The 17,396-nt window shown below is 69.5% G+C and carries 15 protein-coding genes; 5 read left to right on the plus strand and 10 right to left on the minus strand.

All coding sequences use genetic code 11. The features are described from left to right. Nucleotides 1-64 precede the first annotated feature (64 nt). The 7 genes from ACIBTS_RS45600 to ACIBTS_RS45630 form a co-directional block, all read right to left on the minus strand. The gene (locus ACIBTS_RS45600; protein WP_319672614.1) at nucleotides 65-382 is read right to left on the minus strand and encodes a hypothetical protein; all 318 of its coding nucleotides are present in this window, start codon (nucleotides 380-382) and stop codon (nucleotides 65-67) included. A 210-nt stretch (nucleotides 383-592) separates the two neighbouring features. Next, nucleotides 593-991 (minus strand): hypothetical protein, encoded by a 399-nt coding sequence (locus tag ACIBTS_RS45605; protein WP_399327317.1) that lies wholly within the window; start codon nucleotides 989-991, stop codon nucleotides 593-595. A gap of 120 nt (nucleotides 992-1,111) precedes the next feature. Further along, nucleotides 1,112-2,107: an AraC family transcriptional regulator gene (locus ACIBTS_RS45610; RefSeq protein WP_399327319.1), complete on the minus strand. Its 996-nt coding sequence runs from the start codon at nucleotides 2,105-2,107 to the stop codon at nucleotides 1,112-1,114. Between the two features lie 144 nt (nucleotides 2,108-2,251). Then, entirely contained in the window at nucleotides 2,252-4,030 is a 1,779-nt protein-coding gene (locus ACIBTS_RS45615) for an NAD+ synthase (protein WP_399327321.1), read from the minus strand. Between the two features lie 103 nt (nucleotides 4,031-4,133). Further along, nucleotides 4,134-6,080, minus strand: a complete 1,947-nt coding sequence (locus ACIBTS_RS45620; protein ID WP_399327323.1) for a protease pro-enzyme activation domain-containing protein — start codon at nucleotides 6,078-6,080, stop codon at nucleotides 4,134-4,136. Nucleotides 6,081-6,344: 264 nt separating this feature from the next. Then, nucleotides 6,345-6,947, minus strand: coding sequence for a DUF305 domain-containing protein (locus ACIBTS_RS45625; RefSeq protein ID WP_399327325.1), 603 nt, complete (start codon nucleotides 6,945-6,947; stop codon nucleotides 6,345-6,347). A gap of 11 nt (nucleotides 6,948-6,958) precedes the next feature. Beyond that, entirely contained in the window at nucleotides 6,959-7,624 is a 666-nt protein-coding gene (locus ACIBTS_RS45630) for a DUF3105 domain-containing protein (RefSeq protein WP_399327326.1), read from the minus strand. 211 nt (nucleotides 7,625-7,835) lie between these two features. On the opposite strand from ACIBTS_RS45630, the gene ACIBTS_RS45635 reads away from it, so the two are divergent. Both ACIBTS_RS45635 and ACIBTS_RS45640 read left to right on the plus strand, forming a co-directional pair. Beyond that, nucleotides 7,836-8,282, plus strand: a complete 447-nt coding sequence (locus ACIBTS_RS45635; protein ID WP_319672607.1) for an Rrf2 family transcriptional regulator — start codon at nucleotides 7,836-7,838, stop codon at nucleotides 8,280-8,282. A 56-nt stretch (nucleotides 8,283-8,338) separates the two neighbouring features. Then, complete coding sequence (locus ACIBTS_RS45640) at nucleotides 8,339-8,605, plus strand: DUF6959 family protein (protein ID WP_399327329.1); 267 nt, start codon at nucleotides 8,339-8,341, stop codon at nucleotides 8,603-8,605. Between the two features lie 440 nt (nucleotides 8,606-9,045). On the opposite strand, the gene ACIBTS_RS45645 is transcribed toward ACIBTS_RS45640, so the two are convergent. Further along, a complete protein-coding gene (locus tag ACIBTS_RS45645; RefSeq protein WP_319672605.1) occupies nucleotides 9,046-9,267 on the minus strand; it encodes a hypothetical protein in 222 nt (73 codons plus the stop codon). A 168-nt stretch (nucleotides 9,268-9,435) separates the two neighbouring features. Here ACIBTS_RS45645 and ACIBTS_RS45650 point away from each other — a divergent pair, with 168 nt between their 5' ends. Next, nucleotides 9,436-10,017 carry a hypothetical protein gene (locus ACIBTS_RS45650; protein WP_399327330.1) on the plus strand — a complete coding sequence of 194 codons (582 nt, stop codon included), beginning with the start codon at nucleotides 9,436-9,438 and terminating at the stop codon, nucleotides 10,015-10,017. A gap of 38 nt (nucleotides 10,018-10,055) precedes the next feature. On the opposite strand, the gene ACIBTS_RS45655 is transcribed toward ACIBTS_RS45650, so the two are convergent. Further along, nucleotides 10,056-11,264, minus strand: coding sequence for a globin domain-containing protein (locus tag ACIBTS_RS45655; protein ID WP_399327332.1), 1,209 nt, complete (start codon nucleotides 11,262-11,264; stop codon nucleotides 10,056-10,058). Nucleotides 11,265-11,667: 403 nt separating this feature from the next. Here ACIBTS_RS45655 and ACIBTS_RS45660 point away from each other — a divergent pair, with 403 nt between their 5' ends. Then, nucleotides 11,668-13,029, plus strand: coding sequence for a glutamine synthetase family protein (locus ACIBTS_RS45660; protein ID WP_079662771.1), 1,362 nt, complete (start codon nucleotides 11,668-11,670; stop codon nucleotides 13,027-13,029). Nucleotides 13,030-13,155: 126 nt separating this feature from the next. On the opposite strand, the gene ACIBTS_RS45665 is transcribed toward ACIBTS_RS45660, so the two are convergent. Beyond that, a complete protein-coding gene (locus ACIBTS_RS45665; protein WP_399327335.1) occupies nucleotides 13,156-14,010 on the minus strand; it encodes an alkaline phosphatase family protein in 855 nt (284 codons plus the stop codon). A gap of 240 nt (nucleotides 14,011-14,250) precedes the next feature. On the opposite strand from ACIBTS_RS45665, the gene ACIBTS_RS45670 reads away from it, so the two are divergent. Further along, nucleotides 14,251-17,244: a bifunctional [glutamine synthetase] adenylyltransferase/[glutamine synthetase]-adenylyl-L-tyrosine phosphorylase gene (locus ACIBTS_RS45670; protein WP_399327337.1), complete on the plus strand. Its 2,994-nt coding sequence runs from the start codon at nucleotides 14,251-14,253 to the stop codon at nucleotides 17,242-17,244. Nucleotides 17,245-17,396: the final 152 nt, after the last annotated feature.

The raw sequence follows: 17,396 nt of genomic DNA on the forward strand, positions 1-17,396 counted from the left end.
GATCCAGATCCGCGGCTGCCGCTCATTTTCCGTTCGGATGCTCCAAGGCCAGCTTGACTGGCAGTCACCAGAGCATCTTCACCCCGCATGCCATGATGAAGAAACAGAATACCCAGAGAATGATTGGGCCCGCGGCGCCCCGGAAGCGCACAATGCCGAAAAACTCTATCTCCACCCTGTCGTAACGGGCTTCCAGCAAGACGACAAGGAGGAATGCGAGAAGTGCGCAGGCCGGCATTCCGACGACAGCGGCGAAGTGCTCTTCGTACTGCTTCAGCAGCCACGGCTCCTGCCGCCAGACAGCCAACGCGATCGGGATGCCGGCGCCGGCGGCCACGCAGAGCGCGGACAGGATGGCGAGGCCGCCCACCAGGTCGCGCACCAGTCTCCTCGCCCGCGGTGCGTCCTGGAGGAACCGGCGATGCCTCTCTGCTGGGGCGTCATGGGCAGTATTTTCCCTGCGCTGGTCGGTCATACAAGTCAGTCTTTCTGCAGATTCCCCGGCTCGGACGCAAACTGAACCGCTCCGCCCGCGCGGCGGTCACGATCCGCCAAATCGGAGTTCTCGCCGAATGAGGAGCCCCTGTTGCACCTAGGCGGCTCCCAGCCCGGACGTCTTACACGGATAGCCGCGTGAGCCCTTGGTGAGGCATACCAGCAGTTTGACGGCCGTGCCTTCCCTGAGATTGCGCGTCCGGGTTGCACAGTCGCCCTTCCCTCCCACATGCACTTCCGGCGCGAGTGTGTAGCCCTCCGAGTCGACGAGCCAGCCGCTGACACCGAAGCCGTCAGCGTCTCCATCGCAGACGGTGACCAAATCGCCATTTGACTCGAAGTAGCCGGCCCCACTGAAAGCGGGCCATCTCTGAAGCCCCAGGTTTACCTCGGTCCATCCGATATCAGTGCCGGCGTAGGCCGGGGTGGCGCCGGCAGCGACTCCGATCAACGCGGCCGCCGCGATCGCGGCGGAGACTCGCCCAGTGATGCGCATGTCTTGTTTCCCTCCACACAGGCTGCCTCTCCTGGCCGGGAGGGGCAGCAGGATCGGCCAACGCATCACCAGAATGGCGAGAGAGCACGGCAGCGTCGTTAGCAGACAGCCGCCGGCTTTTTAGCAGCCAGTCAACTCATGGGCTCGGAGCAAGGTCTGGCGCCGGTAGTCCGTGGGAGAGACGCCGTAGGCGCGCCGGAAGGCGCGGGTGAAGTCGGCGGCGCGGGGGAAGCCCGAGCGGGCGGCGATGGCGTGAATGGGGATGGCACGCATTGTGGGTTCGGCGAGGGCGCGGCGCGCACGTTCCAGGCGCTGGGTGCGAATCCATGCAGCGACCGTCTCGTCTTCCTGCTCGAAGAGGCGGTGCAGGTAGCTGGTGGAGATGTGGTGCGCGGCGGCGACGGCGCTCGGTGTCAACTGCGGGTCGTGCAGGTGCTGCTGGACGAAGGCACGGATGCGTAGGACGAGCGTCTGCCGGCGAGTTTCCGGTGGGAGCGAGTCGTCCGCTTCGAGGGCGTGGGCAAACAGCGCCGACAACAGGTCGACCACCACGGTCCCGAGTCGTGGCGCGTCCGCAGGCTGATAGGAATCGGTGCCTTCCGCCAGCTGGGTGAGCAGCTGTGCCAGCAGGGCGCCGAACCCCTCCCGCGCCGGCAGCCGCAGCCTGGCCAGGTGGTCGAGTTTGTGACGGGGCAGCGGCAGCAGGGCTTTGGGAACCTCCAGCCCGACCCCCGTGTGCGGGCTCGAGTCGTCACCCCCGTGAACGTCGACGGGTTGCGAGGTGTCGATGACGCACAGGCTGTCCGGGCCGTACACGGCCTCCTCGTCGCCCCGGACGGTGCGCAGCGCCCCGCTCAGCGGCAGTGAGAGGTGCAATCCCTCGGGATCGGACTGCCGGATCAGTTTCGGCGTCCGCCGAAAGCACACCGGCTGGAAACGTGTCGGCCACACCAAGGCGGCACCGAGGTCCAGCACACGTTGAGAAGCCCGGAAATCCTCCCGGTGGTCACTGCGCAACTCCAACGGAGCATGCGTCTGACCGACCAGTTCGCGCCAGCCGTCGAACCGGTCCGCTGTCGGCAGGTCCTCACTCCGGAACACCGTCTCGATCAGCATTTTCCTCCTCGCCGCCAACGAGTCCTTGAACGCCTCCCCTTGCCTCCCCGATATGAGCATGACAGCAGTCCACCAGTCCGCGTTCCAGGCGAACCCCAGACCAACTTCAAACCGGGTAGGGCGGGTCGGTCGGTGCAACGGTCGTCAGACCGACTCGCGCCAGCCGTTCGTGATGGGCAGGCGGCGGTCCTTGCCGAAGCCCTTGGCCGAGATCTTCGTGCCCGGCGGGTACTGGCGTCGCTTGTACTCGGCCGTGTCGACCATGCGCAGGGTCTTCACGACCAGCTCACGGTCGTATCCCGCCGCGACGATCGCGTCCGCGCCCTGGTCCCGGTCGACGTACAACTCGAGGATGCCGTCCAGGACGGGGTAGTCCGGGAGGGAGTCCGTGTCGACCTGGCCGGGGCGCAGCTCGGCGCTCGGCGGCTTGATGATCGAGTTCTCGGGGATGGGCGGCGTCTGCCCGCGCTCGGCGGCGGCACGGTTGCGCCACTCCGCCAGGCGGAAGATCCAGGTCTTGTACACGTCCTTGATGGGGCCGTACGCGCCCACCGAGTCGCCGTACAGCGTCGAGTAGCCGACCGCCAGCTCCGACTTGTTGCCGGGGGCGAGGACGATGTGGCCCTCCTGGTTGGAGATCGCCATCAGGAGAGTGCCGCGCAGGCGGGACTGGAGGTTCTCCTCGGCGAGGCCCGTCAGCTCCGTCGCCCCCATGTACGCGTCGAACATCGGCTCGATCGGCACCGTGCGGAAGTTCAGGCCCGTGCGGCGCGCCAGCTCCGCCGCGTCGCCCTTGGAGTGTTCGGAGGAGTACTTCGACGGCATCGACACGCCGTACACGTGCTGCGCGCCCACCGCGTCGCACGCGATCGCCGCGACGAGCGCCGAGTCGATACCGCCCGACAGCCCGATGAGCACCGATGTGAAGCCGTTCTTCGCGACATACGCCCGCAGGCCCACGACCAGCGCCGAGTAGACCTCCTCGGCGTCGTCCAGCCGCTCCGCGTACCCGCCGGAGAGCTCCGGCTCGTACGCCGGCAGCGGGTCCTGGGACAGGACGACCCGGTCGATGCGCAGCCCGTCGTCGACGCGTTGTCCATTGGCGACTCCGTCGCGGGCCGTGGGCGCGTCGGCCGAGGCCGCGGGCAGGTCGAGGTCCAGGACCACGCAGCCTTCCGAGAACTGCGGCGCCCGCGCGATCACCTCGCCGTCCTTGTCGACGACGATCGAGTCGCCGTCGAAGACCAGCTCGTCCTGCCCACCCATCATCGCGAGGTAGGCGGTGGTGCAGCCCGCCTCCTGGGCCCGCTTGCGGACCAGCTCCAGCCGGGTGTCGTCCTTGTCGCGCTCGTAGGGCGAGGCGTTGATGGAGAGCAGCAGGCCTGCCTTTGCCGAGCGCGCCGCCGGCACCCGGCCCCCGTCCTGCCAGAGGTCCTCGCAGATGGCGAGGGCCACGTCGACGCCGTGGACGCGCAGCACCGGCATGGTGTCGCCCGGCACGAAGTAGCGGAACTCGTCGAAGACGCCGTAGTTGGGCAGGTGGTGCTTGGCGTAGGACAGGACCACCTCGCCGCGGTACAGCACCGCGCCCGCGTTGCGCGGGGAACCGGCCGGCCGGCCGAACTTCGACCGGCCGCCCTCGGACCGGTCGAGATAGCCGACGACCACCGGCAGCTCGCCGAAGCCCTCGTCGGCCAGGCGCGCGGCGAGCGTGCGCAGGGCCGTGCGGGAGGCCTCGACGAAGGAGGAGCGCAGGGCGAGGTCCTCGACGGGATACCCGGTCAGCGCCATCTCCGGGAACGCCACGAGATGCGCTCCCTGCTCGGCCGAGTGCCGGGTCCAGCGGAGGATCGTTTCGGTGTTGCCGACGAGGTCGCCGACGCGCGAGTCGATCTGGTTCAGAGCGAGACGAAGTTGAGGCACGGGGCCAGTGTAATCGTCAGAGCGACGCGATGGGGTGGCGTGAGATGTCGTCCACCTCACGCCACCCACCGGCACGCTCCGTCTCAGCGCTTCACGCCGTCATTCAGTGCTTGCGGTACGACTCCACGTAGCCGCTCGCGGGCGTTCCCACGCCGGTGACGTCGTCGTAACCCTTCACCGCGGACAGCGAGCTGTCCTTGCCGAGGCTGCGGACCGAGGTCAGCAGGCCGCCGGTCGCGTCGATGCTGTTGGCGAAGTCGACGCGCGCCACCGCGAGCCCGGACCCGGTCGGGTTGTCCGTGACGTCGTGGTAGACCCGGGAGCCGAACTTGGAGTAGATCGACGGGTTGGCGAAACCGATCGCCTTGCCGCCGTGCGCCTCCTGGGCCAGTGCCTGGACGGCCGCGATGACCGGCGCGGCCAGCGAGGTGCCGCCGATGCGGTACTCGCTGTACTGCTGCGACCCGTCCGGGAAGGTCTGGGTCTGGCCGACCCGGAAACCGGTGTTCGGGTCGGCGATCGCCGAGATGTCCGGGACGACACGGTTACCGGCCGCGTTGTTGGCGGTGGCCAGCGCGTTCGGGACGACGCCCTTCTGGTAGTACGGCTCGGCGACGGTCTTGCTGGTGCCGCCGCCCGCACCCGAGGTGAACGCGCCCGGGAAGTTCGTCCAGGTCTTGCCGTCGGCCGACAGCGAGGCCTTCTCGGTACCCCAGCCGGTCTCCCACAGGTACTTGTCGCCCTTGCCGACCGCCAGCGAGGTACCGCCGACCGCCGTCACCCACGCCGAGTTGGCCGGGGTGTCGACCTGCTTCGTCCCGGTGTTGGCGACCTCGTCGCCGTTGTCGCCGGAGGAGAAGTAGAAACCGATTCCCTCGACCGCGCCGAACTGGAAGACCTGGTCGTAGGCGGCCGCCAGGTCCGGCGTCTGGTTGGCCTCGATGTCGCCCCAGGAGTTGGAGACGATGTCGGCCAGGTGGTTGTCGACGACCTTGCTGAGCGAGTCGAGCAGGTCGTCGTCGAGGCACGACGCGCCGCCCACGTACGTGACGTTCGCGTCCGGCGCGACCGCGTGCACGGCCTCGACGTCGAGGGTCTCCTCGCCGTACCAGCCGGCCGCACTGCACTCGTCGGCGCCGGTGTGCGTGTATTTCGACGGCAGGACCTGGGTCAGCTGACCGGTCTTCCAGGCCGCGTCCCCGTGCGCCTTCGCGTAGGTGGCCGCGTCGAAGGCGATGGTCGGCGAGGCGTACGCGTCGGTGATGGCGATGCGCACGCCCTTGCCGGTGTACTTCCCGGCGCCGTAGGCGGACCGCAGCTGCTTGCCGGTGTACCCCTGCACGGCGTACGGGATCTTCTTGCCGTACGCCGACGGCAGGGTGCTCGCGGTGTTGGAGCCGTAGTACGAGGAGAACGGCCCGGCGTTCTTGAACACCGCGTCGGGCGGCGGCAGCTGGTCCTTCGCGCTGGCCTTGTGCGGAGCGTTGTCCAGGCCGGTGACGGTCAGGACGGCGCCGTCGAGGCTCGCGGGAGCCGAGGCCGCCTTCGCGGGCGCGCGGTAAGTCTTGCCGCTCTTCGCGTAGTTGTGCAGCTGGGTGCCGAACGCCTTCTCGGCGGCGGCCACTTCACCGCTGACCGAGACGTAGTGCTCGGTCGTGCCCGTCACCTTCAGGCCGGACGCGGTCAGCCATGACTTGACCGCGGCCACCTGCGCCGCGGTCGCGCCGTAGCGGGCCTGCGCCTGACCGGCGGAGAGGTACTTGCCGTAGGCGGCGGAGCTCGGGTCGGAAACCGCCTTCGCGTACTGCGCGAGGCCGGCGGCGTCACGTCCCGCGAGGTAGACCCGGGCGGAGACCTGGGCGCTGTCCGCGGTCGATCCCTTGTCCGCCTTCGCCGTGGCCCACGCGGGCTTGGTCCCGGCCAGCGTGTCACGGGTGGGGCTGTCCGCGGCGTGCGCCGCGGGTATGCCGAGCGCCAGCGCGCCGGCGATCATCGGCAGTGTCGCTGCCATGCTCGCTCCGGCGCGCAGCGCGGCACGGTTGGATCTCATAGGACCCCCTGTATGTGGTTCGACGCGAGTAGATCACTCGCCTCGGCCACTCTGGCCCTGAACCGTTCATGCCAGGGGAATGCGAAACCCAAGAAGATCCCAAGTAACCGCTGTCGGCGGCGATTTGGGGTTTAGATCCTTTCGGCAGCGTTACGGCAGGCTGAAAATCCTCAGGTCCCGGCCGCGGGCCTCAGCCGGACTCCCCGTCAGGCCTCCCTGCCAGGCCACCCCGTCAGGCCTCCCCGTCAGGGGCAGGCACACGGCTCAGCGCGCTCGGGCGCCCCGTTCCTTCAACATGTCGGCCATCAGCATGATCTCCGACTGCTGCGCCTCGACCATGCCCTGGGCGAGTCGCTTCTCCACGCCGACGGTGCACTTGGCGACGCACCCCTCGGCCATGTGGACACCGCCCTTGTGGTGGTCGGTCATCAGCTGGAGGAAGAAGACCTCGGCCTGCTTCCCGTTGAGCGTGCCGAGCTTCTTCATCTCGGCGTTGGTGGCCATGCCGGGCATGAGGGCGCCGTCCTCGCCGTCGCTCATCCCGCTCATGCCCATCCACGTCATGGGCGCGTCGGCCGACACCTTCGGCAGTCCCCAGAGATCGAGCCACCCGAGCAGCATGCCGCGCTGGTTGGCCTGCGTCTGCGCGATGTCGTAGGCGAGGCGTCGTACGTCCGCGTCGGTCGTCCGGTCACGCACGATGTAGGACATCTCGACGGCCTGCTGGTGGTGCACGGCCATGTCCCGGGCGAATCCGGCGTCGGCGGAGTCGGCGGCGGGGGGCGCGGCGCCCGTCGAGCCGTCCTCGGCGACGGAGTAGGTGACGGCTCCGGCGGCGACGAGCACTCCGGCCACGGCGACCGCCACTCCCGCGTACCTCACTGCGACAGACCGCCCGTGCAGGCCGCGCCCGGCTCGGGCGTCTGCTTGCCCTGCACGAACTTCGCGAAGAACTTGTCCACGTTCGCGTCGCTCGCACTCGTCACCGTGCGCTGGTGTCCCCACGCGGTGAGCATGATCGGGTCGGCCTGGGCGTCGTCCGGGCTCATGAGGGTGTAGGGCGTCTTCTTGACCTTGGCGGCCAGTGCGTCGACGTCGGCCTTGCTCGCCTTGCTGGTGTACGTCACCCAGACCGCGCCGTGCTCCAGCGAGTGCACGGCGTTCATGTTGTTGAGCGCCTTGGTGTAGACGTCGCCGTTGCAGTTCATCCAGACCTGGTTGTGGTCGCCGCCCACGGGGGGCTCGGTCGGGTACTTCACCGTCTTGGCGACGTGGGTACGCCCGAGCGTCCCCTTCCACGTCTTGACCCCGTCCGACCCGGTGACGAACTTCCCCGAGGCCTTGGCGTCGGCGGCGTTGGAGGAGTCGTCGCCGGACTGCGACTTCACGACGAACACACCGCCGGTGATGAGCGCGGCGACGGCGACGACACTGCCGGTGATCGCGAGAAACCGGTTACGTCGCTCCCGGGCCTGCTCGGCCCGCCGCATCTCCTCTATGCGCGCCTTGCGCGTCGCGCTGCTGGTCTTGTTTGCGGAACCCATGAGACCTGTCCTTCTGGGGGAAAGGGGCGGGACGGGAGGGGGGCACTGCTGCTTCTGCTTGAGCCGGGTCCACTGATCGTAATGGGGAGGGCAGGGGTTCTCGTAGGCAGGTCACAGCCAACCGAGGCGCCGGCGCGGTGGGGGAAGCGGTGGACGGAAGAATTTCCCGGATAATTTGAAGCGGAGATGCGCATTATCTACGCTTCCTCACATGCGGCTGCTGCGATCCACCGACCTGGCACTGCGCGTCCTCATGAGGCTCGCGGTGGCGGACGAGAACCCGGAGACCACCCCCACGACCCGCGAGGTCGCGGCCGCGATGGAGGTCCCCTACACCCACGCGGCCAAGGTCGTGGCCGAGCTCCAGCACCTGGGCCTCCTGGAGGCCCGCCGGGGCAGGGGCGGCGGTCTGGCCCTGACCGAGAAGGGCCGTACGGCGTCGGTGGGCGCCCTCGTCCGCACCTTCGAGGGGGACGGCGACGTCGTCGACTGCGAGGGCGCCACCCCCTGCCCACTGAACGCGGCCTGCCGCCTCCGCGGCGCCCTCCGCCGTGCCCAGGAGGCGTTCTTCGCTTCCCTGGACCCGATCACGATCACGGACATCGTGCGGGAACCGACGGGCCCGCTGCTTGTGGGGATCTCGGGACGACCCGAGTGACCACCGGCCTCGCAACCCCATTGAAAACATCTGGTCGTGCCGGATTGGATGGCCCGATGGAACGCATCGAAGCAGAGCTGTTCACCGCCGGCGGCAACGACGCCGTAGTCCGCTTGCCCGGTCGGCGGTTCCCCGGAGTGCTGGTGCAGGGCGACTCCCTGCACATCCTCCGCACCGACGCGGCCGAGCTGGTGGAGGCATGCGACCGCGGCGACCTGAGCGACGCCCGCGACACCGCCGGCCTTCTTCTGGCCGGTCTCGACGCCCTGCTGAAGCGCTACGCGACCGCGTTGGAGGAGCACGACATCCCGCGGCCCTACTGAGTCCGGCAGCCCGCTGTGCCTGCTCCCCGTTGATCATCAAGGGAGTGACCCGCATCGGGCGTGATCACTTCCCGCAGCCGGAGTATCCCTGCTTCCGGCTGACGGGACGCTGCGTGCGCACGACGTCGTCCGCCTTGCTGAACCCTTCCCAACCCTTTCGGACGTTGTCGAACGGTTCTCGGCGACAGGCCTTAGCCCGCCGTGTGTGGAGCCGTGCCCATGCCCGGGACCGATGCCTGCGCATCGTCGTACGAGAACGTGTCGTTCTCACCGAAGTCGGGGGCTTGGAAGGGGTTCGTCGTCGGAGGCGGCGATGCCGTGGCGGCACCGCGAGGCGCCCCCTCCGGAGCGGAGAACAACGAGGTCGGGTCGATGAGAGGTCTCCCAATCGTTACAGGGTCATGAAGGGACCCGGTCTGCCGTGACCGGGCGCCGCGGCTTTAGAGCTTGCTCATCTTGGCGTAGGGGCTCAGGATCCGCTCCTGGGCCGAGCCGAAATCGACGAGCACCGCGATCCCATCCTCGATGCCGACCACTCGGCCGAGGCCGTACATGTCATGCGTGACCTGGTCCCCCACGGCGAACTGCTTGGGAACCGGCGCGACCGGGGCCTTGAAGGGGCTGGTAGGCAAATAACGCTTCGGGGCAGCTGGCTTTGTCATTGCCCCCAGTATGCGCCAGCGCGCGTCCGATCGCTGCGGTCGTCCGCCACCACATCCACTCTTCGACGCCGGGAGCCTTCACGGAAAGTGGCGAACTCGTGACGTACGGGTGCCGGACAGGGTGAAGGTCACGGCTCGATGTCAGAGGGCCCGGGCATCATCTGGCAGATGCGCTACATACGTTGGACGTCCGACCGCATGTTCGTCTCGTACTGCCAGTACTACCTCCAGGGTGACGAGTTCCTCACCGAGTACGACGACGCCGACACCGTCGAGCGGATCTTCGAGGGCAACAGTCTGGCCGCCGGCGGGCCCGAGCACCTGACGATGTTCGCCGGCACGCACACCGGGTGGATCCGGCTGACCACCGAGCAGTGCCCGCAGGAGCCGCCGTTGGGCGGAGAGGAGGGCCTGGAGGGCGCGGAGGGGGAAGGTGAGGAGTGGGAGACCGTCGTGGACGTGAGTATCTGCAGCACCAGCGGGGTGCTGCGGTTGTTCAGGTGGGGCGGGGACGTCGTCGAGGACGCCGGGAACTTCGCCGTCGCCGGGGCCGGCTGGTACCGGGTCCGGGTCCGGGCGCGTGGGCGGGACGCGGGCGCCACGAACGCGGGGGACGAAGTGGTCGAGGAACACCGGGTGAGCGTGTGGCCCGCCCCGCCCCTGCCGGACGTCGTCCACCGCGCGGACGACGCCTTCGCCCGCGCGCACTACGACCCCGGCCGGCCGCCCGGGCTGCCCATCCACCCGTGACGTCCGGCCCTCGGATTCGGTTTCGGGGTCCGCCTGTGTCAGGCCTGGGCCAGCCACAGGTCGGGGCCGAACACCTCGTAGTGCACGTCCGCGGGGGCGACCCCCTTCTCGATCAGCTGTGCCCGCACGGCGCGCATGAACGGCAGCGGGCCGCACAGGTACGCGCGCGTGCCCGGTGCGACGGGGACGTCCGTGAGGTCGGCCCGCCCGGTCCGGGCGTCCGTCGGGGCCTCGCGCTCGTACCAGAGGTGCACGGACGCGTCCGGCAGCTTCGCCGCGTACGTCTCGTGGTCCGCGCGCAGGGCGTGCTCCGCGGGGGAGCGGTCCGCGTGGACGACCGTGACCGGGGCGCTGTGGCCGGCGGCCGCCAGGTGGGCCAGCATCGCGACGATCGGGGTGACGCCGATGCCGGCCGAGGCGAGGAGGAGCGGGGCGTCCTGGACGTCGTCCAGGACCAGGTCGCCGTACGGCTCGGAGAGCTCCAGGACGCTGCCCTCACGCACGCGCGCGTGCAGGTCGTTCGAGACCTCGCCCGCCGGGGTCGACGCGCCGCCCGGCACGCGCTTGACGCTGATCCGGCGCAGGTCCGACCCCGGGGTGCCGGAGAGGCTGTACTGGCGTATCTGACGGGCGCCGTCGGGAAGCCGGGTGCGGACGGACACGTACTGGCCCGCGCGGAAGTCGCGTACGGGGGCGCCGTCGAGCGGCCGCAGACGGAAGGAGACGACGTCCGCGGTCTCTGTGACGCGTTCCACGACCTCCCACTCGCGCCAGGCGCCGGCGCCCCGGTCGGCGTCGCCGAGCCCGCTCTCCTCGTACAGCCGGCGCTCGATCGCGATCAGGGCGTTCGCCATCAGCCAGTAGACCTCGTCCCAGGCCGCCGCGACCTCGGGGGTGACCGCCTCGCCGAGGACGTCGGCGATGGCGGCGAAGAGGTGCTCGTGGACGACCTTGTACTGCTCGGGCGCGATCCCCAGTGAGGCGTGTTTGTGGGCGATGCGGCCGAGCATGGCGTCCGGGCGGTGCTCCGGGTGGTCGACGAGGTGGGTGGCGAAGGCGGCTATCGAGCCCGCGAGGGCCTGGCGCTGGGTGCCCGCCGCCTGGTTGCCGCGGTTGAACAGGTCACGCAGGAGGCCGGGGTGCGCCGCGAACAGGCCGGCGTAGAAGCGCTCGGTGATCTCGCCGATGGCCGCGCCCACGGCGGGGAGGGTGGCGCGGACGGTGGCTGCGGACTGTTCGGACAGCATCGGGACTCCTCGGGATTCGGGGCAGCACAGGGGCCGCCGAGAGGCGGCGACACCACGGCGTGCGACTCGTCGCTCGGCTGTCCGGCACGCTAGTTAAAGTTGCATCTGAGATGCAAATTAAGCGGGCGGGCAGAGACGGGGGAGGTCGGGCATTACGGATGTCGGTCCGAGCAGGCAAGATGGGCGGCAGAGCAGTACGCCTGCCGGACGTGCGGCAGTGCACCTGCCGGACGTGTGGGCAGTACATCTGCCGGACGTGCGGCGTTCAGGCCCGGGTCGCCGAGGCGATCATGGTCCGCAACGCGCACGAAATGGTGTTGTGGTGTGATGCTCAGGTGCCCGACCACCTCTTTCGTGGGACGGGAGACAGGCGGCCTGACCAGCAAGGATGGGGAAGCGGAAGATGGACAAACAGCAGGAGTTCGTGCTCCGGACGTTGGAGGAGCGCGACATCCGGTTCGTACGGCTGTGGTTCACGGACGTGCTGGGCTTCCTCAAGTCCGTCGCCGTGGCCCCCGCCGAGCTCGAGCAGGCATTCGACGAAGGCATCGGCTTCGACGGCTCCGCGATCGAGGGCTTCGCCCGGGTCTACGAGTCCGACATGATCGCCAAGCCGGACCCGTCCACGTTCCAGGTCCTGCCCTGGCGCGCCGAGGCCCCTGGTACCGCCCGCATGTTCTGCGACATCCTCATGCCGGACGGCTCGCCGTCCTTCGCGGACCCGCGCTACGTGCTCAAGCGCGCCCTCGCCCGCGCCTCCGACCTGGGCTTCACCTTCTACACCCACCCGGAGATCGAGTTCTTCCTGCTGAAGGACAAGCCGACCGACGGCTCCCGCCCGACCCCGGCCGACAACTCCGGCTACTTCGACCACACCCCGCACAACGTCGGCATGGACTTCCGCCGCCAGGCGATCACCATGCTGGAGTCGATGGGCATCTCGGTCGAGTTCTCCCACCACGAGGGCGCCCCCGGCCAGCAGGAGATCGACCTGCGCTACGCCGACGCGCTCTCCACGGCCGACAACATCATGACGTTCCGCCTGGTCATGAAGCAGGTCGCGCTGGAGCAGGGGGTCCAGGCGACCTTCATGCCGAAGCCGTTCTCCGAGCACCCCGGCTCCGGCATGCACACGCACCTCTCCCTCTTCGAGGGCGACCGCAACGCGTTCTACGAGTCCGGCGCGGAGTACCAGCTGTCGAAGGTCGGCCGGTCCTTCATCGCGGGCCTGCTGAAGCACGCCGCCGAGATCGCCGCCGTCACCAACCAGTGGGTCAACTCCTACAAGCGCATCTGGGGCGGCTCCGAGCGCACGGCCGGCGCCGGCGGCGAGGCCCCCTCGTACATCTGCTGGGGCCACAACAACCGCTCCGCGCTCGTCCGTGTCCCGATGTACAAGCCCGGCAAGACGGGCTCCGCCCGCATCGAGGTCCGCTCGCTGGACTCCGGCGCCAATCCGTACCTCGCGTACGCCATGCTGCTCGCCGCAGGCCTCAAGGGCGTCGAGGAGGGCTACGAGCTTCCGCCGGGCGCCGAGGACGACGTCTGGGCGCTGTCCGACGCCGAGCGGCGCGCGATGGGCATCGAGCCGCTGCCGCAGAACCTCGGCGAGGCGCTGAGCCTGATGGAACGCAGCGACCTCGTCGCCGAGACCCTCGGCGAACACGTCTTCGACTTCTTCCTGCGCAACAAGCGCGCCGAATGGCACGAGTACCGCTCCGAGGTCACGGCGTTCGAGCTGCGGAAGAACCTGCCGGTGCTGTAGGGGCTGGTCGGGATTGTTTCCGCTGGAGCGGCACGCAGGGCCGACGGTGAGGACACCGTCGGCCCTGTGGCGTCTTGGCGTCTCGGCGGCTTGAATCGGCGAGGAGACCCGCCTCGACGGCACACGTCAGGGCGCCCAGATGCCCGTGATGTCCGTCGCGGAGGCCGCGTTGCCGGCGTGAGCGGTCAGGCCCTGGCTGTCCTCCAGGGTGCGCAGCAGGTCGTAGTGGTTGTACCTCGTCGACGAGGACGAACCCGGCGTCACCGGCCGGCCGTACAGGACCGTCGGTATGCGGTTGCCGGCCAGGCGGTTGTCCTCGTCGAAGGTGACGACGAGGAGACTGTCGTGGGTCCTGGCCCAGGTCGCGTAGGCGCCCAGGTTGTTCTTCAGCCAGGCGTCGCCCGTCGCCACCGGGCAGTCGTGCATGTCGCTGCACAGATCGGGGATGACGAAGGACACCTGGGGAAGCGTCGAGTAGTCGGTCGGGAACTGCGCGAAGGTCTTCGCCGTCGACGTCGGGACGTTGCTGAAGCCGAACCACGGGTTGTGCTTGCGGGCGTATTCGCCGCTGCCGCACGTCGTCGAACCCTGGCCGGGCAACGTCTCGTTGTAGCTGGCCCAGGTGCGGCCGGCCGCGAGCAGCTCCGAGGCGAGGTTCGCGGCCGAGGAGAAGCCGGGCGCGTAGCAGCTGTCGTCCGTGATGCCCTGGGTGGAGCCGGAGAACAGCGCGAAGTAGTTGGGCTGGCTGGGGTGGGTCTCGGCGTACGACTGGGAGAGGTTGGCCCCGCCGGTCTTGAGCGAGTTGATGTACGGGGCGCTGGAGGCGCCGATGACCTGGCCGTAGGCGTGGTTCTCGAACACCACGACGACCACGTGGTCCGGGGTCGGCACGCCGGCCACCGCCCGTGCGGGCGGGGAGGAGCCGCCGAGACCGGACCACAGGCCCGCGGCGGCCGCCGTGAGGGCGACGACGGATGCCACGACCGCATGGCGGGTGCGGCGGTACGGGGATCTGCCGGAACTGCGGGACCTGCCGGAACCGCTGGACACATCAGCCTCCGGTGGGGGTGAGGGGAGCAGGATGATGGGCGGCGGACTCGGGCCGGCTCTTCCGACGGCGTACTGCTCGCCACTTAACACAGAACCTGAAACCGGCCCGGAGCGCCACCGTGGGGTGAGGGTTACGCTCAAGTGCGGACGACCTTGATCGAGGAGGCCTGGATGGCGCCGGGGCGCAGGAGCAGTACCTTCACACGGCTGCTGCGGCACGGTTTCACCGATCCGTCCGCCGCCGAGCGGCTCCTGGACGGGCCCGAGCTGTCCCCGGTGCGCAGTGATCCGTTTCTGCTGGAGGCCCTCGGCGGCACCGCCGATCCCGACCTCGCCCTGCACGGTCTCGTCCGGCTGCTGGAGGCGCAGCCCGGGCACACCGCCCGGCGGGAGCTGCTCGACACGCTGATAGCGGCCAAGCCGCTGCGGGACCGGCTGCTGGGGGTGCTGGGGGCGTCCGCCGCTCTCGCCGATCACCTTGCCCGGCATCCGCGGGACTGGGAGGCGCTGGTCACGTACGAGCCACGGGATCTGCACCCCGGGGTGGAGGAGTTCGAGCGCGGGCTGTCCGAGGCCACGGATCCCGTGCTGCTGCGCGTCGCCTACCGGCGGTGTCTGCTGTCCATCGCGGCGCGTGACGTGTGCGGGACGACCGATCTCGCCGAGACGGCCGCGGAGCTCGCCGATCTCGCCACGGCCACCTTGCGGGCCGCTCTGGGGCTGGCTCGGGCCGCGGCGCCGGATGACGCTGCGTTGTGCCGGCTCGCTGTCATCGCCATGGGAAAGTGCGGTGGGCATGAACTGAATTACGTGTCGGACGTCGATGTCATCTTCGTGGGGGAAGCTGTCGGCGGGGCCGATGAGGGGAAGGCGTTGCGGGCCGCTGCCAAGCTCGCCTCGCACATGATGCGGATCTGTTCCGAGACGACCGTGGAAGGGTCCATCTGGCCCGTCGACGCCAACCTGCGGCCCGAGGGGCGCAACGGGCCGCTCGTGCGGACGCTCAGCAGTCACCTCGCGTACTACCAGCGGTGGGCCAAGACCTGGGAGTTCCAGGCCCTGTTGAAGGCGCGGCCGGTGGCGGGGGACCTGGCGCTGGGGGCGCAGTACGTCGCCGCCGTCGAGCCGCTGGTGTGGAAGGCCGCCGAGCGGGAGAACTTCGTCACCGACGTGCAGAAGATGCGGCGGCGGGTCGTCGAGAACATCCCGGCCGCCGAGATCGAGCGTGAACTGAAGCTCGGGCCCGGGGGGTTGAGGGACGTCGAGTTCGCCGTGCAGCTGCTGCAGCTGGTGCACGGGCGGGCCGATGTCTCGCTGCGGAGCGGGACCACGCTGGACGCTCTGCAGGCGTTGGCCGCGGGAGGTTATGTCGGGCGGGCCGATGCCGAGCAGCTCGACGTCGCCTATCGGTTTCTGCGGTCCATGGAGCATCGGATCCAGCTGTACCGGCTGCGGCGGACCCATCTGGTTCCGGAGAGTGAGGCGGAACTGCGGCGGCTCGGCCGGTCGCTCGGGCTGCGGACCGATCCCGTGGTGGAACTGGGGCGGGAGTGGAAGCGGCATGCGGCTGTGGTGCGGCGGCTGCACGAGAAACTCTTCTACCGGCCGTTGCTCGATGCCGTCGCTCAACTTGCCCCTGGTGAGAGCCGGTTGAGTCCTGAGGCGGCTCGGGAACGGCTTGTCGCGCTCGGGTACGCCGATCCTGCCTCCGCGTTGCGTCATCTGGAGGCGTTGGCTTCCGGTGTGACGCGGAAGGCTGCCATTCAGCGGACTCTGCTGCCTGTGTTGTTGGGGTGGTTCGCGGACTCCGCCGATCCGGACGCCGGGCTGTTGAACTTCCGCAAGGTGTCGGACGCGTTGGGCAAGACGCCTTGGTACCTGCGGTTGTTGAGGGACGAAGGGGCTGCCGCGGAGAATCTCGCGCGTGTCCTCTCCGCCGGGCGGCTCGCCCCCGATCTGCTGATGCGGGCACCGGAAGCGGTGGCGCTGCTGGGGGACGGGGACGGTGGGGGGCTCGAACCTCGGGGGCGGGCTCAGCTGGAGCAGGAGATACTCGCCGCCGTCGGGCGGGCCGACGGGGTCGTGCAGGCGGTCACCGCGGCGCGGGGGGTTCGGCGGCGTGAACTGTTCCGTACGGCCGCCGCGGACATCGTCGGCTCGTACGGCACCGAGGCGCAGCCTGTCGAGGCCGACCAGGGGGCCCTTGTGGACCTGGTGGGCGGGGCCGTGTCGGACCTCACGGCTGCCACGCTGGCCGGGACGTTGCGGGCGGTCGTGCGCGAGGGGTGGGGGGACACGCTGCCCACGTGCTTCGCGGTGGTGGGGATGGGACGGTTCGGAGGGCATGAGCTGGGATACGGCTCCGATGCGGATGTGCTGTTCGTGCATGAGCCCCGGGACGGCGTCGATGAGCGGGAGGCGGCGGACGCCGCGAACAAGGTCGTCTCCGAGATGCGTCGGTTGCTGCAGATTCCCAGTGCCGATCCGCCGCTTCTCGTGGACGCGGATCTGCGGCCGGAGGGCAAGTCCGGGCCGCTCGTACGGTCGTTGAAGTCCTATGAGGCCTACTACCGGCGGTGGTCGCTGGTCTGGGAGTCGCAGGCGTTGCTGCGGGCTGAACTCGTCGCCGGGGATGAGGAGTTGGGGCGGCGGTTCATTGAGCTCGTTGATCCGTTGCGGTATCCGGTGGGTGGGCTGGGCGAGGATGCCGTTCGGGAGATCCGGCGGCTCAAGGCCCGTATGGAGGCGGAGCGGATGCCTCGGGGGGTCGATCCCAAGCTGCACACCAAGCTCGGGCCGGGTGGGCTTTCCGACGTGGAGTGGACCGTGCAGTTGCTTCAGATGCGGCACGGCTGTACGGAGGCGGGGTTGCGGACCACTCGTACGCGGGAGGCGCTTGCTGCTGCTTGTGTTGCCGGGCTTGTTTCGGAGGAGGACGCGGGGACGCTGGACGAGGCGTGGGTGTTGGCTACTCGGGTGCGTAATGCGGTGATGCTGGTGCGGGGGCGGGCGGGGGACACGTTTCCGTCCGATCCTCGTGAACTGGTCGCTGTGGGGCGGTACTTGGGGTACGGGCCGGGGCGGGTGGGGGACATGCTGGACGACTATCGGCGTACCGCGCGGCGGGCTCGGGGTGTGGTGGACGAGTTGTTCTACGGGGGGTAGGCGGGGCGGGCGGGGCTCGGCTGTTTTGTTTTGCGTGGGTCAGTCAGTCAGTCAGTGGGTGGGTGGGTCGGGGCCGTGGGGGGGGGGGGGGGGGGGGGGGGGGGGGGGGGGGGGGGGGGGGGGGGGGGGGGGGGGTGTGGTGTGTGGGGGGT

The organism is Streptomyces sp. NPDC050121 (assembly GCF_044460385.1).
In the GTDB taxonomy this organism is placed as follows: Bacteria; Actinomycetota; Actinomycetes; order Streptomycetales; family Streptomycetaceae; genus Streptomyces; species Streptomyces soliscabiei.

Coding starts and splice junctions, on each gene's coding strand:
- ACIBTS_RS45620 (WP_399327323.1), bottom strand. CDS start 6,080: ATGAGATCCAACCGTGCCGCGCTGCGCGCCGGAGCGAGCATGGCAGCG.
- ACIBTS_RS45660 (WP_079662771.1), top strand. CDS start 11,668: ATGGACAAACAGCAGGAGTTCGTGCTCCGGACGTTGGAGGAGCGCGAC.
- ACIBTS_RS45650 (WP_399327330.1), top strand. CDS start 9,436: ATGCGCTACATACGTTGGACGTCCGACCGCATGTTCGTCTCGTACTGC.
- ACIBTS_RS45655 (WP_399327332.1), bottom strand. CDS start 11,264: ATGCTGTCCGAACAGTCCGCAGCCACCGTCCGCGCCACCCTCCCCGCC.
- ACIBTS_RS45610 (WP_399327319.1), bottom strand. CDS start 2,107: ATGCTGATCGAGACGGTGTTCCGGAGTGAGGACCTGCCGACAGCGGAC.
- ACIBTS_RS45630 (WP_399327326.1), bottom strand. CDS start 7,624: ATGGGTTCCGCAAACAAGACCAGCAGCGCGACGCGCAAGGCGCGCATA.
- ACIBTS_RS45645 (WP_319672605.1), bottom strand. CDS start 9,267: ATGACAAAGCCAGCTGCCCCGAAGCGTTATTTGCCTACCAGCCCCTTC.
- ACIBTS_RS45605 (WP_399327317.1), bottom strand. CDS start 991: ATGCGCATCACTGGGCGAGTCTCCGCCGCGATCGCGGCGGCCGCGTTG.
- ACIBTS_RS45640 (WP_399327329.1), top strand. CDS start 8,339: ATGGAACGCATCGAAGCAGAGCTGTTCACCGCCGGCGGCAACGACGCC.
- ACIBTS_RS45670 (WP_399327337.1), top strand. CDS start 14,251: ATGGCGCCGGGGCGCAGGAGCAGTACCTTCACACGGCTGCTGCGGCAC.
- ACIBTS_RS45635 (WP_319672607.1), top strand. CDS start 7,836: ATGCGGCTGCTGCGATCCACCGACCTGGCACTGCGCGTCCTCATGAGG.